The sequence below is a fragment of the Chryseobacterium sp. C2(2020) genome (genome assembly GCF_014218915.1).
Lineage (GTDB): Bacteria > Bacteroidota > Bacteroidia > Flavobacteriales > Weeksellaceae > Chryseobacterium > Chryseobacterium mucoviscidosis.
In genome coordinates this window covers 37,733-59,640 of sequence record NZ_JACLCT010000015.1, presented here as the reverse complement: position 1 = coordinate 59,640, position 21,908 = coordinate 37,733, and the positions used below count along the sequence as shown (strand labels likewise).

Annotated in this window: 17 protein-coding genes; 3 read left to right on the top strand and 14 right to left on the bottom strand. The window is 43.6% G+C overall.

Annotation, left to right across the window (positions count from 1 at the left end; genetic code table 11):
* Positions 1–21 precede the first annotated feature (21 nt).
* From H6W52_RS10530 to H6W52_RS10500, 7 genes are all read right to left on the bottom strand, one after another.
* Entirely contained in the window at positions 22–2,526 is a 2,505-nt protein-coding gene (locus H6W52_RS10530; protein WP_185216677.1) for a TraG family conjugative transposon ATPase, read from the bottom strand.
* Positions 2,523–2,852 carry a DUF4133 domain-containing protein gene (locus tag H6W52_RS10525; protein WP_185216675.1) on the bottom strand — a complete coding sequence of 110 codons (330 nt, stop codon included), beginning with the start codon at positions 2,850–2,852 and terminating at the stop codon, positions 2,523–2,525. The genes H6W52_RS10530 and H6W52_RS10525 overlap by 4 nt, the downstream gene beginning before the upstream one ends.
* A gap of 11 nt (positions 2,853–2,863) precedes the next feature.
* Positions 2,864–3,169, bottom strand: coding sequence for a DUF4134 domain-containing protein (locus tag H6W52_RS10520; protein ID WP_078690882.1), 306 nt, complete (start codon positions 3,167–3,169; stop codon positions 2,864–2,866).
* 208 nt (positions 3,170–3,377) lie between these two features.
* A complete protein-coding gene (locus tag H6W52_RS10515) occupies positions 3,378–3,878 on the bottom strand; it encodes a hypothetical protein (protein WP_185216673.1) in 501 nt (166 codons plus the stop codon).
* 30 nt (positions 3,879–3,908) lie between these two features.
* Positions 3,909–4,547, bottom strand: coding sequence for a conjugal transfer protein TraD (locus H6W52_RS10510; RefSeq protein ID WP_185216671.1), 639 nt, complete (start codon positions 4,545–4,547; stop codon positions 3,909–3,911).
* 11 nt (positions 4,548–4,558) lie between these two features.
* A complete protein-coding gene (locus H6W52_RS10505) occupies positions 4,559–5,008 on the bottom strand; it encodes a DUF3408 domain-containing protein (protein WP_185216669.1) in 450 nt (149 codons plus the stop codon).
* Between the two features lie 4 nt (positions 5,009–5,012).
* The gene (locus tag H6W52_RS10500) at positions 5,013–5,780 is read right to left on the bottom strand and encodes a ParA family protein (protein ID WP_185216667.1); all 768 of its coding nucleotides are present in this window, start codon (positions 5,778–5,780) and stop codon (positions 5,013–5,015) included.
* Between the two features lie 760 nt (positions 5,781–6,540).
* On the opposite strand from H6W52_RS10500, the gene mobA reads away from it, so the two are divergent.
* From mobA to mobC, 3 genes are all read left to right on the top strand, one after another.
* Complete coding sequence (gene mobA / locus H6W52_RS10495; RefSeq protein WP_050377117.1) at positions 6,541–6,978, top strand: conjugal transfer protein MobA; 438 nt, start codon at positions 6,541–6,543, stop codon at positions 6,976–6,978.
* Between the two features lie 2 nt (positions 6,979–6,980).
* Positions 6,981–8,267 (top strand): conjugal transfer protein MobB, encoded by a 1,287-nt coding sequence (gene mobB / locus H6W52_RS10490; protein ID WP_050377118.1) that lies wholly within the window; start codon positions 6,981–6,983, stop codon positions 8,265–8,267.
* Positions 8,268–8,368: 101 nt separating this feature from the next.
* Complete coding sequence (mobC, locus tag H6W52_RS10485; RefSeq protein ID WP_050377119.1) at positions 8,369–10,369, top strand: conjugal transfer protein MobC; 2,001 nt, start codon at positions 8,369–8,371, stop codon at positions 10,367–10,369.
* Between the two features lie 52 nt (positions 10,370–10,421).
* Here mobC and H6W52_RS10480 read toward each other — a convergent pair whose 3' ends face one another.
* From H6W52_RS10480 to H6W52_RS10450, 7 genes are all read right to left on the bottom strand, one after another.
* Positions 10,422–15,872, bottom strand: coding sequence for an N-6 DNA methylase (locus H6W52_RS10480; RefSeq protein WP_050377120.1), 5,451 nt, complete (start codon positions 15,870–15,872; stop codon positions 10,422–10,424).
* Entirely contained in the window at positions 15,859–16,296 is a 438-nt protein-coding gene (locus H6W52_RS10475) for a DUF1896 domain-containing protein (RefSeq protein WP_050377121.1), read from the bottom strand. The genes H6W52_RS10480 and H6W52_RS10475 overlap by 14 nt, the downstream gene beginning before the upstream one ends.
* 146 nt (positions 16,297–16,442) lie before the next feature.
* A complete protein-coding gene (locus H6W52_RS10470) occupies positions 16,443–17,324 on the bottom strand; it encodes an ORF6N domain-containing protein (RefSeq protein WP_050377220.1) in 882 nt (293 codons plus the stop codon).
* Positions 17,314–19,407 (bottom strand): type IA DNA topoisomerase, encoded by a 2,094-nt coding sequence (locus H6W52_RS10465; protein ID WP_050377122.1) that lies wholly within the window; start codon positions 19,405–19,407, stop codon positions 17,314–17,316. Before H6W52_RS10465 ends, H6W52_RS10470 begins: the two co-directional genes overlap by 11 nt.
* A 6-nt stretch (positions 19,408–19,413) precedes the next feature.
* Complete coding sequence (locus H6W52_RS10460) at positions 19,414–20,892, bottom strand: DUF3945 domain-containing protein (protein WP_050377123.1); 1,479 nt, start codon at positions 20,890–20,892, stop codon at positions 19,414–19,416.
* An 85-nt stretch (positions 20,893–20,977) separates the two neighbouring features.
* The gene (locus H6W52_RS10455; RefSeq protein ID WP_002978404.1) at positions 20,978–21,286 is read right to left on the bottom strand and encodes a helix-turn-helix domain-containing protein; all 309 of its coding nucleotides are present in this window, start codon (positions 21,284–21,286) and stop codon (positions 20,978–20,980) included.
* A gap of 11 nt (positions 21,287–21,297) precedes the next feature.
* Positions 21,298–21,651 carry a helix-turn-helix domain-containing protein gene (locus H6W52_RS10450; protein WP_027384305.1) on the bottom strand — a complete coding sequence of 118 codons (354 nt, stop codon included), beginning with the start codon at positions 21,649–21,651 and terminating at the stop codon, positions 21,298–21,300.
* Between the last annotated feature and the right edge of the window lie 257 nt (positions 21,652–21,908).

Genomic DNA, 21,908 nt, shown 5'->3' with positions numbered 1-21,908 from the left:
TGAATTTTAAAATGTTAATGACTATTGATTTGAATTGTCCCGCCGTTGCATTGCGATATGCTTAATGGCGAGTTCTACGTTGCCGTCCAGTTCCGCAGCAAGCTGCATCACTTCCATTTTTTCGGTTTCTTCGGTCGTATAGGCGAGGTATTCTTCCAAACTAACTTCGGTGGCATACACTGCCGAGTGTGTTCCACCTAAGCCAATCCAAACCTCTTTGTAAAGGCGGCTTGCATCGTTGTTCATATTGATAGAAAGTACCTGACCTTTTTCCTTGTCGGTAAGCCCCAGCATCGCCTGTATGTCATCGAATTTGTTCATATACTTGCGTTGGTCAAGCAGGATTTTACAGTCGGAGTTATTGATGATACTTTCTTTCACAATGGGCGACTGGATGATGTCGTCAACCTCTTGTGTAACTACAATCGCTTCCCCGAAAAACTTACGCACGGTCTTAAATAGATACTTAATGTATTCTGCCATTCCCTCTTTAGCAATGGCTTTCCAAGCCTCTTCAATCAGGATGAGCTTGCGAATACCTTTTAGCCTGCGCATCTTGTTAATGAAGACTTCCATAATGATGATGGTCACTATTGGAAAGAGAATTTTGTGGTCTTTTATGGCGTCGATTTCAAACACGATAAAGCGTTTGGAAAGCAGGTCTAACTGCTTGTCGGAGTTAAGCAGGTAATCGTATTCGCCACCCTTATAGTAGGGTTCGAGTACGTTTAGGAAATTGGCAATATCAAAGTCTTTTTCCCTTACCTGTTTTTCTTCCAGTACCTTGCGGTAATCGCCTTTTACATACTCATAGAAACCGTTAAATGAGGGGTAAACATCGTCCGTTTTGATACGCTCGATATAACCGCTTACTGCATTGGATAAAGCCACTTCTTCCGAACGGGTGGGCGGCTCATCATCACGTTTCCAAAGGGTAAGTATCAAAGTCTTGATACTTTCACGCTTCTCAATATCGAACACGCCATCATCGGTGTAAAAAGGGTTAAAGGCAATAGGATTGTCTTCGGTGTAAGTGAAATAAACACCGTCTTCGCCTTTCGTTTTTCCTTTGATGAGTTCGCATAAGCCCTGATAGGAATTACCCGTATCTACCAACAATACGTGTGCGTTTTGCTCGTAATACTGGCGTACCATATGGTTAGTGAAAAACGACTTACCCGAACCGGAGGGACCAAGTATAAACTTGTTCCGGTTCGTGATGATGCCCCGCTTCATAGGCAGGTCGGAAATATCCAAATGGATAGGTTTTCCTGTAAGCCTGTCAGCCATCTTGATACCGAACGGCGAGGGCGAATTGTGGTAGTTGGTTTCTTCCGTAAAAAAACACAGGGCAGGCTCGATGAAAGTGTAAAAACTTTCTTCACTGGGAAAGTCGCCTGCATTGCCGGGCATACCTGCCCAATACAAAGTGGCTACATCCGTAGTGTTGTGGCGTGGCTTACACTCCATTAAAGCCAATGCACTACCGCAATCATTCTTTAGCTGTTTCAGTTCCGCAGGGTCTTCCGACCACGCCATAATGTTGAAGTGCGCACGAATGGAAGATAGCCCGAAGCTGTGGGCTTCGTTCAGGTATTTCTCTATCCATTCCTTATTAATTTGGTTCGCACGACTGTACCGAGCCAATGAGTGCATATTGCGGGCAGACTTCTCAAACTTTTGCAGGTTGTCTTCGCTGTTATCTAAAAACAGGTATTGATTATAGATATGGTTACAGCTAAGGAGCAATCCCACAGGTGCAGCGAATGATAGACGGCAATCGCTCCGGTCGGTAGATAGCTTTTCAAAACGGGTATCTGCCGATACCGTTCCGGGCAGGTCGTCTGTGTCCGATAAGGTATGCAGGCTTAACCTTTTGTTACCAATACGCACTTCTTCCGTTCCGAGTGCGATGTCCTGCATAGGCGTTCCGGCTTCCCTCGATAGCGTGAAGTATTGCTCCAGTAATCCCTGCGTGTCCTCGGTTCCGATAATTTCATCTTCGGTCAGACGTTTCAGGCTTACAAAACCGCTATCGTTCACGATACGCTCAAACTGTGCCACCGCTTCCATAAAACGATGTATCGTTTCCTTGTTCCTGATTTCTTTCGGTATCAGCGAACCTTTGCAAAGCGAACTGAAGTTGCTTTGCATCCGCATACGCTCTTTGGAGGTCTTCGTTAAGAACAGGTAACAGTAATGATTTAAAAACGGTCGCTCGTTAAAATGGCGTTGATAGGACTTTGCCAAAAAACTTTGGTTGTCCTCTGATAAATCGGGCGCATAGTTCTCCTTAATGTACCAGTCCTGTTTGTGAATGACCGTAAAATCAGGCAAGGTTTTGATAGCCTTATGCCAGGCGGAGTGTATCGCTTCGTATTCGGCTGAAGCTACCGTGAACAGTTCCGGCAAACGCACTTCAAAACAGGCGGTAATGTCCGCATCTTTGGAAAGGATGCAGTTGTTTTCTACTGCCAACAAAGGAAATTTGCTTTCCAGTGTGGTGGTCTTTGCAACATTTCTCATAGGGTATTCGGTTTAGAAGTGAATTTTAAATAGCGGTGTACAGGCTTGCGGCAGATGATGTAGCGGGGATGCCGTTTATTGGCTGCAATTTTCATCAGCCCGTGTTCGCCGTACTTCCTGTTGAGGGAAAAGGTCTGCCATACAATGAGCGAAGCACCGCCCGCACCGAGGAAAAGGCAGATGTAAGAGTTTACGCCTGCCATATACAGTATCATCACGAAGATGAGCGTACCGAGCAGCCCACCTGCGAAGATGAACAGGTATTGCGCCTTTAAGCCTTTGAACTCAACCGTTCTTCCGATGCCTTTGTTGATATTGTAATTCATAAGGCAAAGGATTAAAGGAAGAATGAACGCAAGATGGTAGCCGCTACAATCAGGAAGATACACGCACCGAACCACGAAGCCGCAGTCTTCGATGTATCAGGGTCGCCGGAACTGAATTTGTTGTACACCTTAACGCCCCCTATCAAACCTACGACCGCACCGATGGCGTAAATTAACTGGGTTGCGGGGTCGAAATAAGAGGTTACCATTTGGGTAGCCTCGTTGATACCTGCCGAGCCGTTTCCCTGTGCAAACACGCCGATTGCTGACAGCATAGCCGCTGCTGTCAGCAAAACTTTTTTTCTTTGTTTTTCCATAATTGAAACACATTAATTTGTTACTGTTTATCCCGCACCTTGCGAGCTTTCGGGACAAATGTCTTATGGAAAAAGAGGCGTTATAAGAATGTGGCAGTCAAAGGAAGTGTTTGGCTGTGAGTGGCTTTGCGATACGTGTATCAGCATAAAAAAACGCCAAACTTTTTACGGTTTGACGTTTACTAACCCGGCTTTTCATTTACATCTTTCACCCCTTTTTTCTCTGTGGTTTTTCAGTAGGTTTTTGCAGGTTCTTTTCTGCTTTGAGGTTGCTCTTAATCAAACCAACAAGAAAGGTTTTTTCCCACGGTACTTGCTTTGCGGTAAACTGTAATTTCAAGCCCTGCTTTGCCAGTCCGTGTGTCAATTCAAATCCGTACTGCCTGTTCCAACCAATCCTGTCAAGTAATCTTTCAGACGGGAAACTCACAGCTATTAAATCTTTGGGCAGCTCTTTGATGTTACGGTAGTCAGGTTCCTGAAATTCGTGTGTCTTCGGATTGTAAGGAATGGTATAGGTTCTTTTATCTTCATCGTAGTAGTTCCCTATATCGGAGAACACAATACCTTTAGAAAGAAAATCGTCTTTAGGTCGAAGCATATCCATCCGAATATCTACATAGAATGTATGCCCTGCAATATCAATTGTTGGCAACATTCCTTTATTTACCCGCATATCGTAGGCTTCCTGATTAAATTCCCTTTCCATATTACCCTGTTTAAAAAGACAAAGGGAAGTTTATACAAACTCCCCAATGTCAAAATCACTCAAATCACTTTTCCGCAAGGTGGAAGAACCGTCGTCGCTTTCAGTTGAAAGTGTGCTATCCAAAAGCTCGGCAATTTTTCGGGATGCACCTTCTATGGAATTTTCCAGTAGGCTGAATAATTCAGTTCCCTGTAATTTCTGAACTATGGCTACCGCTGTTTCCTTTTGAGCCTGTTCCAAATTTTCTTTTTGGAGCAATGCCCCTACGGAGCTTAGTTCGTCGTAGGTAACCCCTTGGGCAAGACTGTTATCGCCACCGGATATTCCGTACCTGTTCCATTCTTCTTCCTCTTCTTCCAAATCAGGCATATTGCTGAAAACTTCGTCCAGTTCTTCCTGCGGAATTTGCATACCGACGTTTTCGTTCTCGTCGTATTCGATGTCTAAATTATCAGGGTTTATCTCCGGTTCCGTTATTTGGCTTTCATTGGCAGTGTTTGGCACTGAATGGCTTTTTACGGGCTTGGGCTGACCCATAATATCGGGCAGGTTTGGGTTCACTTTCTCCTGCTGCATCGGCTTTTGCTGCGACCTTTTATGAATGACAATCTTATCCTGCACAAGCAGGACAATGACTATCAGCAGGCAAATCACAATTACTATTTCCATAATCAAATACTTTAAAAAATGGGTTTAAACTTTTCGTTGAAATCGTCTGTGATTGCTTTCTCAAACATTTCAAAATGATGTTCCAGTATATTGTCGAGGTAGGCATACAGTGGTATCTCATCTTTGCCAATAACCTGAACAATCCGGGATAAGCGTTCGTGGTATTCCTGCCGGATGTAAATGCTTTTATCCCCCCGTTTGGTCATCGAGTGAGATTTTAAAAAATGTTCGCCATAGCTTCCGTCAAGATTTTTCTTGGTACGGTTCCTTTCCCTTTGTACAGGTTTGCTTTGTAGCAATTCTTCCTGTTTCACTTCTTCTTTTACAGTTTCCTTTTCCGGCTCTTCAGGCAGTTCAGGAGGAAGCTGTAAGCCCTCTTTTTTAACGCCGTCCACCATAAGGTTCATCATCAACTCTTCGTCGATGTCGGGCGTGACTTTTCTTTTATTATCTTTCTCCATAAGGCTATAATTGAATGATTTTCAAAAACTCATTGATGAACAAATCCAACTGGCAGGCTTTCATCAAACGTTCATCAGGAGGCAGTACGGTAGAACGGAAAACCGTTTTACTGTCCGCTTCGCTTTCTTTGCGAAAACGGGTGCTGTTCTTGACTTGGTTTTGCATCAGGCTAAATCCCAGTTGCTCAATAAGCTGATTGTACACGTCATACAAGGGTGTGCTTTCCCTGCCGTCCACCTGGTTCCAAAACAGGTTAATGGTTTCTATGGACGTTTCGCCTTTTTTCATAATCACATCCCGCAAAAGCTGTGTGAAAATGAGGGTGCTTTCCATCACTACACGGTCTGCGATAATAGGCGTAAAAATGTGGTGCATTCCTGCCAGTGCTTTCAGAATGCCGGGCGTGTTCACAGTTCCGGGCAGGTCAAAAAATACCACATCGACCGGAACAGCAGAAGCCGCTATATATTCGTGTGCCGCATCCAGTACGCTATCTGCTCTATACTGTGTTATGGGATAGGCTTTTTTGTTGATGGTGGTAAATTGCTTGTACGCCAGTTTTTTCAAAGCCTCATTTTCCATTACCATTGCCAAATCACGGGCTTTCATTTTCATTAAGCTATGCTGCGGAAAATCCGCATCAAATACAGCTACGTTGTAGCCTAACCGATAGTGCATCGTACTTGCAACAAGCGTGGTAAATGTGCTTTTGCCAACACCGCCTTTTTGAGAAGAAAAGGCGATAAACAGAGGTTTCTTTTTTGTGTCCATATTTTAAAAATTTAAAGTGTACATAATCTTTGTTTGCAGGCTTGCAAGCGTTCCGGCAAGCCGTTCTGATTTCACGCTTTCATTCAGGAAAGCTATCAGGATTGCCTGCGGGAAATACTGATTACCTGCTTCCTTTCAGTACAGCAGCCCTGCATTCATTCAGGTATCTTGTCAGGCAGGCTTGCCGTCATTCTTTCATTCCGTTTATCAATCCATCCATCAGGCGAGCCGGATAGTTGGATAGCAGGCGTTCACGCTTTCTTGCTTTCTTGCATTCCTGCCGTCTTGCATTCTTGCAATCAGGCAGGCAGGAAAACCTGCGTTCTTGAATGTGTGCGGTCTGCTCATCCTGAAGTACGGGCTGCCTGTCTTCCTGCCATCATTCAAAGGCAAAGAACCAATCAATTTCATTCGATTGTACAGCTATGGCAGTGTTTGGCGTTCAGAGGCAGCATTTGGCACTGTGGTACTGAACAATGCTTTCGGAAAGAGGGGCTTACTTTGTATTGTGATTTTTATTAACGGATTTATGCAAAAGACTTTTGACATATCAAGGGGTAACGGGAACGGCAACAAGCCGTTTTTCCCTGTTACATTCAATCCGTCCCGCAGGGCGGATTTTTGTGTTCACCGGAACACGGCAAGTTGTGTTTTGAGCATCTCGGAATGATTTCCGATGCTCAAAACAACTTGCCCTTTGCAGGGGGCAGAAAACACCTTCCGAAGTCAGGGTTTTGTATGGATTTAAAATGGATTAGTGATGAACGATAATAACAGTAAGCAACAAAAAAAGACCGGACGCCGCCCGAAAAAAGACCCGGCGAACATCCGATACACGATTTCCTTTAACGAGCAGGAACACGCCCGTTTTCTTGCCCTTTTTGACAAATCAGGTATGCAGGTAAAGGCGCATTTTATTACGTCCTGCATCTTTGACAAGACTATTAAGACCATTCAGATTGACAAAGGAACGGTTGATTTTTATATGCGGCTGACCTCTTTTCACAGCCAGTTCCGTTCCATAGGCGTGAACTATAACCAGATTGTAAAGCTATTGTACAAGAATTTTTCGGAGAAAAAAGCCGCAGCGTTCCTTTATAAACTGGAAAAACAAACGGCTGAAATGGCGATGCTTTGTCAAAAAATCATTCAGATAAGCGAGGAATTTGAAGCCAAACACCTGAATAAACAGCCGTAGAAATGATAGCGAAAATTGGCAGAAGCGGAAATTTATACGGCGCATTGGCATACAATCAGCTTAAAGTGGAGAATGAAAACGGGCAAATTTTGTTCGCCAATAAGATGATTGAAACCGCAAGCGGTCATTATTCCGTTGCACAATTAGCCCAGTCTTTCGCTCCTTATCTGATTGCTAACCGCAATACCGAGAAACATACCTTGCATATTTCGCTCAATCCCGACCCGAAAGACAAGGTAAGCGATGATAAATTTCGGGAAATGGCAGAGGAATATATGCGGGAAATGGGTTACGGCGAACAGCCTTTTGTAGTATTCAAACACACCGATATTGACCGCAGCCATATTCATATTGTATCGGTTTGTGTTGATGAGCAGGGCAAGAAAATTTCGGATAAGTTCGAGAAAATGCGGTCTATGAACCTGTGCCGGGAGTTGGAAAGAAAACACGGGTTGATACCCGCAACAGACAAAGAACGCAATCAGAATGATAAGGTTTTCCGTCCGGTAGATTATCGGGCGGGCGATGTAAAAAGCCAAATCGCTTCGGTAGTCCGACACTTGCCGAATTATTACCAGTACCAAAGTTTGGGCGAATACAATGCTTTGCTATCTCTTTTCAATATTACCGCCGAGAAAATAGAGGGAGAATTACAGGGAAAGATGCAGCAGGGTTTATTATACATTCCCTTAAATGAAAAAGGCGAAAGAGCCGGGCATCCGTTCAAGGCTTCCCTCTTCGGGAAGAGCGCAGGGCTACCTGCTTTGGAATTGCATTTTGCGAAATGCAAAACAGCTTTAAAAGACCACCCAAGCAAGCAAACCCTAAAAGCTGCCGCTGCCATTGCCCTGAAAACAACGGGCGATGAGCAGGCTTTTAAAAAGCAATTGGCTGAACAGGGCATTAACATAGTGGTGCGCCGGAATGATACAGGTCGCATTTACGGAATGACTTTCATAGACCATAATTCCAAAACGGTTTGGAACGGTTCACGTTTGGGCAAGGAACTTTCTGCCAATGTCTTTAATGATTACTGGAATAATAACATCAAACCGGAGATGAAAGAACCTGCTTTACAGCAACCCAAAATATCCACATCAAATGATGCGGATCTTCCTGCGGAAGAACCACACCATTTGTTCGACTTCTTATCTACGAATAAGCACGAAGACGGTTTGATAGAAGCATTGGGCGGCTTACTGCCCGAAGCCCAGGGCGAAGATTATGAAGAATTGGATTTTGCTAACAAGATGAAAAAGAAACGCAAACGCCAAAGAGGTCAGAAATAGTAATCAGCCAAATACTGCCACACAACGCCACTGGCTGCCACATTCTTAGAGCCACTCCGCAGAGCCTTTAAATTCACGCCCGAACATTAAAACTTAAAATAATGCAGGGAGAAGACGATTTAAGAGGGCTTGCCAAGATAATGGCTTTTATGCGGGCAGTCAGTATTCTATTGGTGCTGATGCACCTTTATTGGTTCTGCTACGGTTTCTTTTTAGAACGTGGGTGGACGTTGGAAGTAATCAACAAAATACTGGGCAATTTCGACAGAACGGCAGGTTTGTTCTCACATACCTTATACACCAAAGCATTTGCTTTGGTTTTGTTGGCTTTGAGTTGCTTAGGGACGAAAGGTGTAAAGAATGAGAAGATAACTTGGTCTAAAATTTATGTGGCTTTGGGCATAGGTTCTGTACTGTTCTTTCTGAACACCCCATTATTAAAGCTATCTCCGGTAATTGGTACATTTCTATATATCCTCACTATCTCGTTAGGTTATATTGCCTTATTGATGGCAGGGGTATGGATGAGCCGATTGCTCCGTACCAACCTAATGGACGACGTTTTCAATAATGAAAACGAGAGCTTCCAACAGGAAACCAAACTGATGGAAAATGAATATTCCGTCAATCTGCCCACTAAATTTTACTATAAAGACAAATGGAACAACGGTTGGATAAACATTGTAAATCCTTTCAGGGCAACTATTGTGTTGGGTACTCCGGGTTCAGGAAAATCCTATGCCATTGTAAACAACTACATCAAGCAGCAGATTGAGAAAGGCTTTAGTATGTACATCTACGATTTCAAATTCGACGACCTTTCCACCATTGCCTACAATCACTTACTGAAGCACCGGGACAAGTATAAAATTCAGCCGAAATTCTACGTGATAAATTTCGACGACCCACGCAAGAGCCACCGTTGCAATCCACTCAATCCCGACTTTATGACGGACATTTCAGATGCTTATGAAGCGGCTTACACGATAATGCTGAACCTCAACAGGTCGTGGATACAGAAGCAAGGGGATTTCTTTGTGGAAAGCCCAATCATCTTGCTTGCAGCAATAATTTGGTATCTCAAAATCTACGAAAACGGGAAGTATTGCACTTTCCCGCACGCCATCGAATTGCTTAATAAAAAATACTCTGATGTATTCACGATTTTAACCTCATACCCCGAACTGGAAAATTATTTATCGCCCTTTATGGATGCGTGGCAAGGTGGCGCACAAGACCAGTTACAAGGTCAGATAGCATCGGCAAAAATCCCTTTATCAAGAATGATTAGCCCGCAACTGTACTGGGTTATGACGGGCGACGATTTTACGCTCGACATCAATAACCCGAAAGAACCAAAGATTTTGTGTGTAGGTAATAACCCCGACCGCCAAAATATTTATTCGGCAGCTTTGGGTTTGTACAACTCCCGGATTGTAAAATTAATCAACAAAAAAGGACAGTTAAAAAGCTCCGTCATCATCGACGAGCTGCCGACGATATATTTTAGAGGACTGGACAATCTCATCGCAACGGCGAGAAGTAATAAGGTGGCGGTATGCCTGGGTTTTCAGGACTTTTCGCAATTAACAAGAGATTACGGCGATAAGGAAAGCAAGGTTATTCAGAATACCGTCGGTAATGTTTTCAGCGGGCAGGTTGTAGGCGAAACGGCAAAGAGCCTTTCCGAACGCTTCGGTAAAGTGTTGCAGAAACGCCAGAGTATGACCATCAACCGAAATGATAAATCTACCTCTATATCTACCCAGTTGGATAGCCTGATACCTGCCTCTAAAATTTCGACCTTAACGCAGGGGATGTTTGTAGGTTCCGTATCGGATAACTTCGACGAGCGCATTGAACAAAAAATATTTCACGCCGAAATCGTCGTGGACAATGACAAGGTAGCTGCTGAAACAAAAGCCTATCAGAAGATACCGCAGATTTTATCTTTTGTGGATGAGCAGGGCGAGGATAAGATGAAGCAGGAAATTGAAGCCAATTACAAGCACATAAAATCCGACATCCTGAATATTGTTGTAAGTGAAATGGAGCGCATAAAGAACGACCCGAACTTGCAGCATTTGGTACAAGAGGGATAAAATAAAAGGGAGGTCTAATACCTCCCTTTTATTTTGCCCATATGCTATGTTACTACAATATGCCACGAGGCAGATGAATACCTTTTGTCCTTACAATGCTGTCCTGAACTGTTGGCGTTTCTTTAGGCTTTTCTACCTGCTCCAGAGCATCTGCTTTTGTTTCCGGTGTAATGGATAGCTGTATCTTCCGTTCTACGGCAGCCAGTTCCGTTTTGAGTTCGCTCAATCGGCTTTCCTTTGCCCACGTACCGTTGAGTACGTCCTGAAGCACGGGCAGGTCTTTTTGGATTTCCGCAATCTTATCCTCTTCCTGTTTGATAAAGCCCGGCAGCTTATCCAAAGCCCGAATAAAGTTCATTGCGGCGGTTTCAGGGTCTTTCGCCATTACACCGTTATTGAACGTGTATTTGATATTGCCCTCGCCCTGGACAAAGAAACGGTTGGTCTTTTCGACAAGGCTTGCACTGTCTTTCTGTGTCAGTTCTGTTTTTACCAACAGCATAAAACCATACAGCGTACCGATTTCATCATACTGCCCCCCGGTGTGGGCTTTGTCTGCAATCTGGTTGAGCTTCGCACCGATTTGTTTCGGGTTGGCATTCGGCGGCAATCCATCCAACAGCACAGGGTTTTCGATTGTATCGTCCGAACGCTTTTGCAGGCGTTGCTGTAAGTTTTCCCAGTCCGTGCTCATCCGCTTCAAGCGGGATTGGGTGCTTTGCAGCATTTCCGTATAGTTCTCCACCTTAGATTTGGCACTGGATTTAGAACGGTTGAACGCCTGCTTTTCGCTTTCCAGTCCGGCAATCTGTTTCTCCAGTTTGGCTTTATCCAACAGGTCTGTATTTCCTGACAGGATTGCCACGTATTCCGAGAAGTTCATTCCCGATTTTTCGTCCATACTTCCCTCGTCAATCGTTCTTTTGGTCAGGTTGTTGGTCTTTAACTGGTCGATGAAAAGCTGCTTATTGTACAGCAGGTTAAACTTGTAGCTATCCAGTGATTTTTCTACGGCGTAGATAATCACAGCTACTTTGTTATCGGCAAAGAATTTGGCAACCTCATTGCCTTTGCGGATTGCCCGCCCGTCCCTTTGGGCGAGGTCTGACGGTCGCCACGGCGTATCTAAATGATGCACGGCTACGGCTCTTTTCTGTGCATTCACACCCGTGCCTAACATACTGGTAGAACCGAACAGCACCCGGATTTTACCCTCGTTCATTCCATTGATAAGGTCTTTACGCTGCTTATCATTTTTAGCTTCCTGAATAAACCGCACTTCGTTTGCAGGTATGCCGTGGTCTTCTACGAGCTTGCGTTTGATTTCGGAGTACACATTCCATTCGCCGGGCTTGTAGGTTCCCAAATCGGAAAACACGAACTGCGTTCCTTTCTGTGCGTTGAACTCTTTGTAATACTTGGCAATGTTTGCCGCACAATGCGAAGCCTTGTTATCGGGATGGTCTTCATATATCCCGCTTACCAAACGCATATCAAGCGACATCTTACGGGCATAGTCCGTAGCAATGAGCATCTTTGCTTTTTCTTCCCTTTGCGATAGTGGTAATCTTCCGAGCAAAGTAGCATCGCCCGTTTTAGCAAACTGCATCAGGCTTTGGATAAAATCTTCTTGGTCGGGCGTTGGCGGTATATTGTACAATACCTCATTCTTTTCGGGGCGGTCAATACCAATATCCTTTGCCGTCCTGTAATCTGTTATTTCAGAATAGAACTGCGCCAGTTCCGGCACTTTGATGAAGTAGCGGAAACGCTCTTTAGCGACTATATTATTGGCTACCGAAAATTCATAATCGGTCGTTTTCCTTGCATAGATAGCTGCCCACGCATCAAAAGAATGAATGCCTTGTTTTTCCAATGCACGAGGGCGCAGGTACTTGAATAGTAGGTACAATTCCGTTAATGAGTTGCTGATAGTTGTACCCGAAAGAAAAGTTGCTCCCATATCCGCATTGGTTCGCTCCTGAATGGTGCGGATAGCAAAGAGCAGGTTAAGTGCCTTTTGGCTCCCGTCCACATTACCCAGTCCGGCTACCCGTGTGTGACGGGTGTTAAACATCAGGTTTTTGAACTGGTGGCTTTCATCCACAAACAAATGGTCTATACCCATCATTTTGAAGTCCACAATATCATCTTTGCGGTTTTCAATATCGTGTTGGAGTGTTTTCAGTTTTACTTCAAGATTTTCTTTCCTTTTGATTACACCCGAAAGCATCCCCCTTGTTACTTCCTTACCTTGCGATTGCAGGGCATCGAGGTTGCGCTCTACGCTGTCTAATTCTATTTCGAGGATTTCCTTTTGTATTTCGGGCGATTGCGGTATCATTCCGAACTGGTCGTGCGTGAGTATCACACAATCCCAATCGTTGTTTTTAATATCCCCGAAAATCCGCAGGCGTTTTTGAGGTGTAAAATCATCAATACCTGGATAAAGGATTTTAGCGTGTGGATAGGCTTTGCGGTAGTCTTCAGCAATGGCAGGTATATTCGCTTTCAGCCCAATTATCATTGGTTTATGGGCTAAGCCCAACCGCTTCATTTCCTGTGCTGCTGTACACATTATCAGCGTTTTTCCTGCACCTACTTCGTGGTCGCAGATAGCACCGTTGTTCAGTTTTATCATCCAAACGGTGTCCTTTTGGCTTGAATAAAGGTCTTCAATACCTGCTGCCTTTCGGTCTAATCCCGGAAAGTCCTGATGACTGCCGTCATAGTTCGGGCGAACAAAACAGTTAAAGGTATCATTGTATTGGTCTGTCAGCCTGTTTTTAAACTCATCATTCTGTGCGTGAAGCCAATCGGTAAAGGCAGTACGGATTTCATCAATCTTGGTGTTCGCCATTTGTATGGCTTCCATATCCCGTACTTTGACCTCTTGGTCGCCAACCATTACTTTTTTGGTAATATCCGGCGTGGTATTGACAAGGGCGTGTTTGAGCAGGGCAATACCGTCAAATGTTCGGCTTTCTGCCTTGACTGCATATTTTTCCCAAATGTGCATATTGCCGTGATGACACTTTACGGAAAAGTCGTCGGAGCTTTCGGAATAATGAACCAGTACATCGGCATCAAACAAATGCGAAGCAAACCGGGCATAAATTCCCGTAGGTATCCACCGTTCGCCGAGGTTAAAATCCAACTCTTCAAATTCAATCCGTCTTGGTCGGGCTTCTTCTAAAGCAGTAAGGCTTTCTTTGGCTTCCTTGTCATCGGGATTGTTTTCGAGATAGGTTTTTACTTCGTTGGCTTTCTCAACAACGTTGCCTGCAATCCACCGTTCAGCAATTTCATATTCCTGTTGTAGCGGATTGTAGAACAACCGCCCGTGCAAGGCTTCTTTTAGCGTATCGACAGGCAGGCTGCTGATTTCGGACATAAAATCCAAATCCACGCTTCCGTATTTGTTCAGCGATGCCGCTAAAGCCTCTTCGGGATTGTCGGTTGCTAATGTGGTAATAGAAAAGCTGACAGGGCGGCTGAATATATCCGCTTTATGAATTACGCCCCCGATAATACGTTCCAGATACGGTATTTCCTTGCCTGCGCTGTCTGTCTTTATGAGCTTGGCATTGTCGGCAGCATTCAGATTGCCGTATTTTTTAGTAAAGGCATCATAAAGGAGGTTCAGCGTTTCCCGTTCTTCCTTGTGTTCAGTTTGCTTTTCAGCTTCATTTTGATAGAGGTTAATATAACTATCCCTTACGGCAATATAGGCTTCGGCTCTTGCTTTTTGTAAAGTCGGTAATTGCAATGGATGAAAGGTTGCTGATGATTTTTCTTCGTTTCTTTCGACATCTTGCAGATAACCAACCCAACCATTATCTACAACAAGGCAATCATTACGGTGGAAAGATTGCAGTTCGCCATTATACGGAGCAGGTTTGGGAATGGCATTATTAACGGCACTGGGAACGGCTGACTTATCAGTCTGGCCATTCCCGTTTATTTGAGAAAACAGGTCGCCAATTGCTTCCTGATTTTTGCCGTTTATCTTTGGAGTACCGTTAGCAGTACCGTTGGTTTTTGGTGGTATATAGGTTTGCTGCAATACACCACTGAACAGGTCGGTTTGGCGACCTATTGTATCTCTGCTTTTTCGGGTGCTTTGCCTTGTGCTTCGGGTTGTTCTTTTGGGTAACGCAATTACGGCAACAGGTTCGCCCGCACTTTCAAACAGGTCGAAAATGCTTAGTTGCTTCAATTCCTGCGGGATTTCCTGACGGATAACCGGAGTTGGTTCGGGTTGTAGCTTTTGCCGAATGGTTACAGGGTCTATTACCGGAGGTATAACCTTTGGTTCAACCGGGATTTGTATAATAGGCTCATCGTTCCGTTCGCCTTTGTATAAACCCAAATTCAGATGCTTACCGAAATCTTCGGAAAGCATTTGTTTTAAATCTTTGGCAATCCCATCAACACCGTTTTTATGCGTATAGATTAAGGCAGGCTGTCCGTATGGGTCTGTACCTAATTTGTAGTCTGTATGCACAATCCTTGCACTGTTTTGAAACAAGGCATTGCCTGGTGTATTGTATTCGGTTGGATTGCTTCGGCAAAACAGATCTTCCCTTTCGGTCAGATTTTCTTTTGCCGTATTTTTTTGCAGGATAATCAGGTCGCTGCCGACTTCCGTACCTGCATATTCTGTAAACAGGTTGTTAGGCAATCTTACAACCGATACCAAATTATTATCCTGCATTAACGCCCTGCGTATGGGTTCGTTTTTAGGACTGTTCAATATGCCTTGTGAAGTAATATAAACTAACAAACCACCCTCACGGAGCATATCAGCACCTTTCAGAAAGAAGTAATTATGTATGCTTCGGGCAGCCTGTATTTTTGCATCGTCCCTGCTTCGGGTATAAGAAAGGTCGAATACGGAAGTATCGCCAAAAGGAATGTTACTGGCTACTACATCATAGCTGTTTTGTTCCCTTTCGGGAATTTCCTCAAAACCGCTTACACGTACATTGCTTTCGGGATAGAGCTGCTTTAAAATCTTGCCTGTCAGCAAGTCTTTTTCATAGGCAGTAACATTTGCTTTTTGACTTTCCGAAAAGGACTGTACAAATGAGCCGATACCTGCGGAGGGTTCGAGGAATTTATTAATATGCAGACCGCTATCACGCAAGGCTGATGAAATGGCATCTATGACCTTTGGCGGGGTATAAAAAGCCGTTAAAACAGAACTTTTCATACTATCCACGTACCTGCGGTACTGCTTTTCGTCTTCGGAATTTTCTTTGAGTAGTTGGTGGAGTTCCTGCGTAATCGGAAAGAGGTCGTGTTCCGTTTTTCTCCAATTATTGATGTCTATTTCGTTTTCAATAGGGTTCAGAACGAATTTAAGACCGCCAAATCCGCTGTATTGCATCATTAGCAGTCTTTCGCCTACGGTGGCTTGCCGTTTCTCCTTTTCCAGTTTAAAAACAATTCGCAGGGCATCAATATTCTTTTGGAGATGGAACCGCTTACTGAAGCCCATTTTCCTCAATCCATATTGCGATGGTTCCGGTCAGTTCGGTATAGAGTAAATCGAACTCAAACCCGTAGGCGAAATCATCAGTTAATTCATAGCCTGCAAATACAGGTTCGCAAATAGGAAACATTTTCAGGGCGAACGGTCGCAGTTCCTCATCTGCCATTATGGTATCAAACTCATTGCATACCACTTTAAAAACCGTGTCGAACTTGGAGAAGTGTAAGCCCTCAAACAATATGTAATTGGCTATTTCATTGCATTGCTCTACGGCGTTTCCCGACCGGAACGCCCCCTCATAAGCGTTGGCAGCCCACGAAGACCGTTGGTCTATAAATTTTTGGTCGTGTGCCTTTTCGGGGAAGCTGCTGTTTAATAATTCTTGCAGTCGTAATCTGAAATACGATAGGTCTTTTTGCTGTACGTCCATACTATATTTTGTTTAGAATTTTACTTAAATCCTAAAATTATAAGCGGAAGCAAATGCCTTTGTGAATGTTGCAGGGTTTGGCGTTGAGAGGCGGTATTTGGCGTAATGGACAATAAAAAACCTCTGAAAAATTCAGAGGTTCATTTTTATGGCTTGTTAAGGATTTGGAGCATCCTACCGACTTCAATATCCATTCGAGAAAAGGCAAACCATTTTTTGCCCAGGTCTTTGAGTGATGCCCCGATATGGTAAAGCTCTGTATTGTCAATAATCAAAAAACGGTCGTGGGCATCGGAGAAAATCTCAATATCTATTGCAGGATATTGGCTGTTGTAGCGTTGTAAATCTAACCGTAACTGGTTACTGATGCTTTTGGTAAGGATAGTGGCAGTTACATTATCATTGCGCTTACCCAATAAAGTAAGCACCGTATCATCCACATAATTGTCAAGCAGGATAATGGAACTTCCGGCTTTACGGATAATATCGGAAACAAAAGTATAGGCATCAAAAACCTGTCCGTTGTAAAAGATACCTTTTTCGCTGTGCAGCTTGTCGCTTTCCAAAGCCTTAAAAATCTCTTCAAATTTTTGGTCGGCTTCCAGTTGCCTCAATTCAATATTATCTAACCGATGAAACAAAGAAGCATTGCTAATGAGCATACGCCGCATTTCTACAAAGGCTTCCATTATTTGAACGCTCATTTTTACCGCTATATCGGAACGGAGTATGGCAGATGCCATTGCAACCCCCTGTTCGGTAAAAACATAGGGTAAATAACGTCTGCCGCCGTAATTTAAACTTGAGGTTCCAATTTGGAACCTCAAGTTTTCAACTTCCTTTTCAGTCAGTTGAAAGCAGAACGAAGCAGGAAAACGCTCGATATTCCGTTTTACGGCTTTGTTGAGGTTCTTTGTTTCCACCTGATACAAGGAAGCAAGGTCGCTATCCAACATCACTTGTTTGCCCCGAATAGTATAAATCAGGTTCCTTATTTCTTTGGGTACAATAGACGATTTATTTTCCATTACGCTTATTGCTTTTGTTTTTTTCAAACTCAAAGGAGGTTTCTGCATTTTCTTTCAGCACGATGTAAGCATCGAATTTCTTTCCGGCTTTGCTTGTCATTCCTTTGATTAAAGCCGTTTTACCTTTATTGACAAGGCTTACTATATTTTCGATACTGATTTGTACCCCGCAGACGGTACGGAACTGCACCCAGTTACAAGCCTCATCAGCACATTTCACAATCTTATCACGAATGATGAGTTGCTGACTTTTGCATTTAGGGCAGGTCAATTTCGGCTGATTAGTATTTGCAATAGAAGTTTGCAGCAGTTCATTGGTAATAGATTTTGCATAGGTTTCCATTTCTTTTTGAAATGTTCCGGCATCCGCTTCGTTGTTTTCAATTTTCTGCAATGCCAGTTCCCATTCTGCGGTCATAGCTACATCTGCAATCTTGCGTTCTTTAACAAGCCCGTACACCTGCAATCCTTTTTCAGTAGGTATTAAGGAACGCTTATCCCTTTGGATATAATTACGGGTAAACAAGGTTTCGATAATGGCGGCTCTTGTTGCAGGAGTACCAATACCAATATTTTTTAAGGCTTTCCGTTCTTCCTCGTTTTCAATTTCTTTTCCGGCGGTTTCCATAGCCGATAAAAGCCCGGCTTCTGTATAAAGCACTGGCGGTTTGGTTTGCTTTTCCAAAACGGCAGCTTCCTTTATTTTGAGTTCGTCGCCTTTAGTCAGTTCGGGTAGTTCCTGTACTGGCTCTTCGCCATCATCGGTAAAACTTCCTTTGATGGAACGCCAACCCGCTTCCTGAATTTTACAGCCTTTTGCTGTAAAATCATAGTGCAACACCTGCAATGATACATCGGTTATTTCTTTGACACAGGCTTGTGATATGGCTTCGAGCAGGCGAAGTGCAATCATATTGTAAATCTTATCTTCATCTGCGTTCAACACAGACGGCACTTTGTCGGTAATCAATAAACCGTGATGGTCCGTTACACGGAGGTCATTCACGATACGTTTATTGAACCGTCCCCATTTGATTTTGCTAAGGGCTTGTTTGCAATCTTCACGGTTCTGCAATGCCCGCACAAGGTTGGGAATTTCTGCCCACATATCTTCAGGTATGTATTTGCTTCCGGTACGGGGATAAGTGATAAATTTCTTTTCGTACAGGCTTTGCGCAATATTGAGCGTTGCTTCAGCGGATAATTTCAGTCTTTTGTTGGCTTCCTTTTGCAAACCCGTCAAATCAAAAAGTAAAGGCGGTTGTTCTGTAACGCTTTTAGTTTCTACCGATGTAACGGTTGCAATTTCACTTCGCTGAATGGCTTTCAGTGTATCATCAGCAAGATGCTTTTCATCCCACTTGGTAACGGAAATGCTTTTGAAATCAACCTGTGCTTTGTGATGTAGCAATTGTATCTGCCAGTATTTCTTTACAGAGAAATTTTTGTTTTCGAGATAACGTTTGCATATCAAAGCTAATGTCGGAGTTTGCACTCTTCCGAGCGAATAAATACCATTGCCTGCGGCAATGCTCAACGCCTGTGTAGCGTTGATGCCTACAAGCCAATCGGCACGGCTCCTGCCTTGTGCAGCCTGATATAATCCGTCAAATGCTGCCCCGTTTTTCAGGTTGTCAAAGCCCTGCTTAATTGCCTTTTCTGTAAGCGAACTAATCCAAAGGCGTTCAAACGGCTTGTTGCATTTCAGGTATTCATAAATGTACCTGAAAATGAGTTCGCCCTCACGACCTGCATCGGTCGCAACGATAATGCTATCGCTTTTATTGAACAATTCTTTGATTACTTTCAGTTGCTTTAATGCGCCAGTATCAGCAGTATAGCCTTTATCTTTCTTGACCTTGCGAACGGTCAATAAAAAGGGGTTAGGTAATATAGGCAAAGCGGCTTTGTCAAATCCCGAAATCCCGTAATCTTCGGGCATTCCCAGTCCTATTAAATGACCGAATGCCCACGTAACAAAATAGCCGTTACCTGTCAGGTAGCCGTCCTTTTTTTCAGATGCTCCCAACAAGCCGGCTATCTCCCTTGCTACGCTTGGTTTTTCTGCAATAATTGTTTTCATACTGTATTACATTTTTCTGCCTTTGGATTTTGCAGGAGTTTCAGGCTTTTCCTGTTGTTCCTGCTGCTTTTCATTTTTCGGTCTTTGTTGCCCGGACTTCAAAGGCTCTTTGATGTTCTTAGTTGCTTCGTTGGTTTTGCCCTCTGAATTAACGGCAGTCTGTGTTTTATGGGCTTCGGCAGTTTCTACCCGTGCTTTATACTGACCGGGAAATTCAAAGTTGGTCTTTCCGGTATCTTTGTCGAAAGTGATATAACCCTTATAGGGTTGGTCTTTTCTATCTTTCAGTTCCACATATATGGTTTGCCCGGCTTTGAACTTGTTGTACTGCTCATCATCCAGTTCTTTGCCCCTGAAAGTTTTTGGAGCTTCCTGCGGTTGGCTTTGCTGATTATTCTGCTGATTGCCCTGTTGATTGTTTTGTTGGTTGGTTTGCGCCTGCTGATGGTTATTGCTTCTGTCAAACAGGAACTCCACATATCGTTTGTCCGCATTAAACTGTACCGTTGCAGAAAACTCTGTGCCTTTGGTAGAAATCATACCTTCCAGATAAAGCGGTTTGCCTTCCATTAAGGTTTGCTTTTGCTCGTCATTCAGTTTCACACCTTTTAACTCATCAGGTATTTTTATGAAGTCAGTTCGCAATGCCACCACATCATTTGTAAGCCTGTCAATGCTGATAATAGACGGCATCAGTTCGCCTGTTTTAGAATTTACCAAATTGACTACACGCCCCATATTGCCCGTTTCAAGCAGGTTTTTCTTGTCTTCGTCCGTAAACTTGTGACCGAAAAACTCAAAATGGAGGTTAGGCTCTTTTTTGATACCGTGTATTGCCACGATAACATTGCCATCTTCCGCTTGCTGTAAAGACAAACGGGCATCCGTGCGCAGAATAGAACCGCCGAGGTTAATACCTATCGGTAAGAGTTCATTGGTTTTGTAACCTCTTAATAGAGGGTCAAGCAGGTTTCTTTTTTCAAGATACTCTTTGCTTAATCCGAGGTTTTTCATTGTGTCCCAATCAATCTGCTCCGGCTTGTAGCGATATTCGCTCGCTTCCGTTGTTGTTTGTGCTGTTGCCATATTATTTTGATTTTCTTGTTTTTTATCCTGTTGCGGTTCTGCCTTTACTTCGAGTTCTTTCAGCACTTTGTCGCCGTCGGGACTGGGCTTATCCACGTGCTTTTGTAATTCCTGTGCTTTTTCAGCAGCAATAGGGGCGGGTACTTTGAAGAAAGTAAAGTTTGTAGGGTTCTTTAACTGGCTGAAAAAATTAGAAAAGAAGTTGGAAAAGAAATCGCCGCTTTTGTCCACACGCATAAACTGGCTTTGGTTTTCCTTAGTAGGGTCAACGGTTTCCATTTTCCCTTTTTCGTCGATACTCTTCACTGCCTGGATTTTCATTTTTTCTTTATCCAGTACGAGTAATATGTCCGATAGCTGTTCGGGCATATCCTGTTTATTAGTTGTTTCTTCGCTCATAATCTGAAAATTTTAAAAATTCACTGTCGAATGTAAAGGAAGCCTGCACCGCTTTGCACTATGTGGCAGTCAAAGGCAGTGTTTGTCACTTATTGGCATCCAGTTTGGGCAAAGGCGGGTTAAAACTTTCCCTGATGAACTGGTGCACATCGGATAGTTTGTAATACAATTTGCCACTAATGGTATAGTAAGGGAGCTTGCCGATGGAGCGATACCGTTGCAGGGAACGGTTACTGATTTTCAGCATTTGCAATAAATCCTGATTATCCAGTAATTCTTCGCCGTCTATACTGTTGCGTTTCTTTTGTAAGTCGTCTATGTGGTTGCCGAGAATGTCGAGCCTGTCCATTATGCGTTCCATCCACGCCACAAATTCCATTTTGTCGATGTTCATACCTTATACTTTTACTTATTACCTGATTTCAGCTTTCTGCCTTTTTCGATGTAGCTTTTGCCTTGCGCCATAAGCTGCTCCACGTATTCATCGGTGGTCTGCACGGCATTGGCGTTCAGCATTTCCTTGATTGCGCCAATCGTATAGTAATACTGCCCGTACATTTTTGAAAAGGCTATCTGCCCGTTGGTGCGCATACGCCACAATGTTTTTTCGCTGATGTGGAGGTACTGGCAGACTTCGTGATTGTTGAGCCACAAACTATCGTAGCTTGTATCTTCCAGTTTGAGGATATATTCGCTGATGGCTTTCAACCGTTCGTTGAGGTGCTTCCACACTTCTTCGTCAACTGTTATAATATTCATTGCGCTGTCGTTTAATGTTCACAGGGCAAAATTCAGAAGTGTGGCAGTGTTTGTCTGCCAATGCTTGCCAATTGAAAAAGCAGTTTTTTGAAAATTTTACAATTTGACGGAAAGCCTCATTAAATAAGGGTTTTGGCGAATTTTCCGATTTGAGGTATAGTAAAACAAGCCCTTATGCCAATTGGCATATATGGGCAAGCGCAAACACAAAAAAAGCAATACGGGATGCATATCGCTTTCAAACTCTTTATTGATGG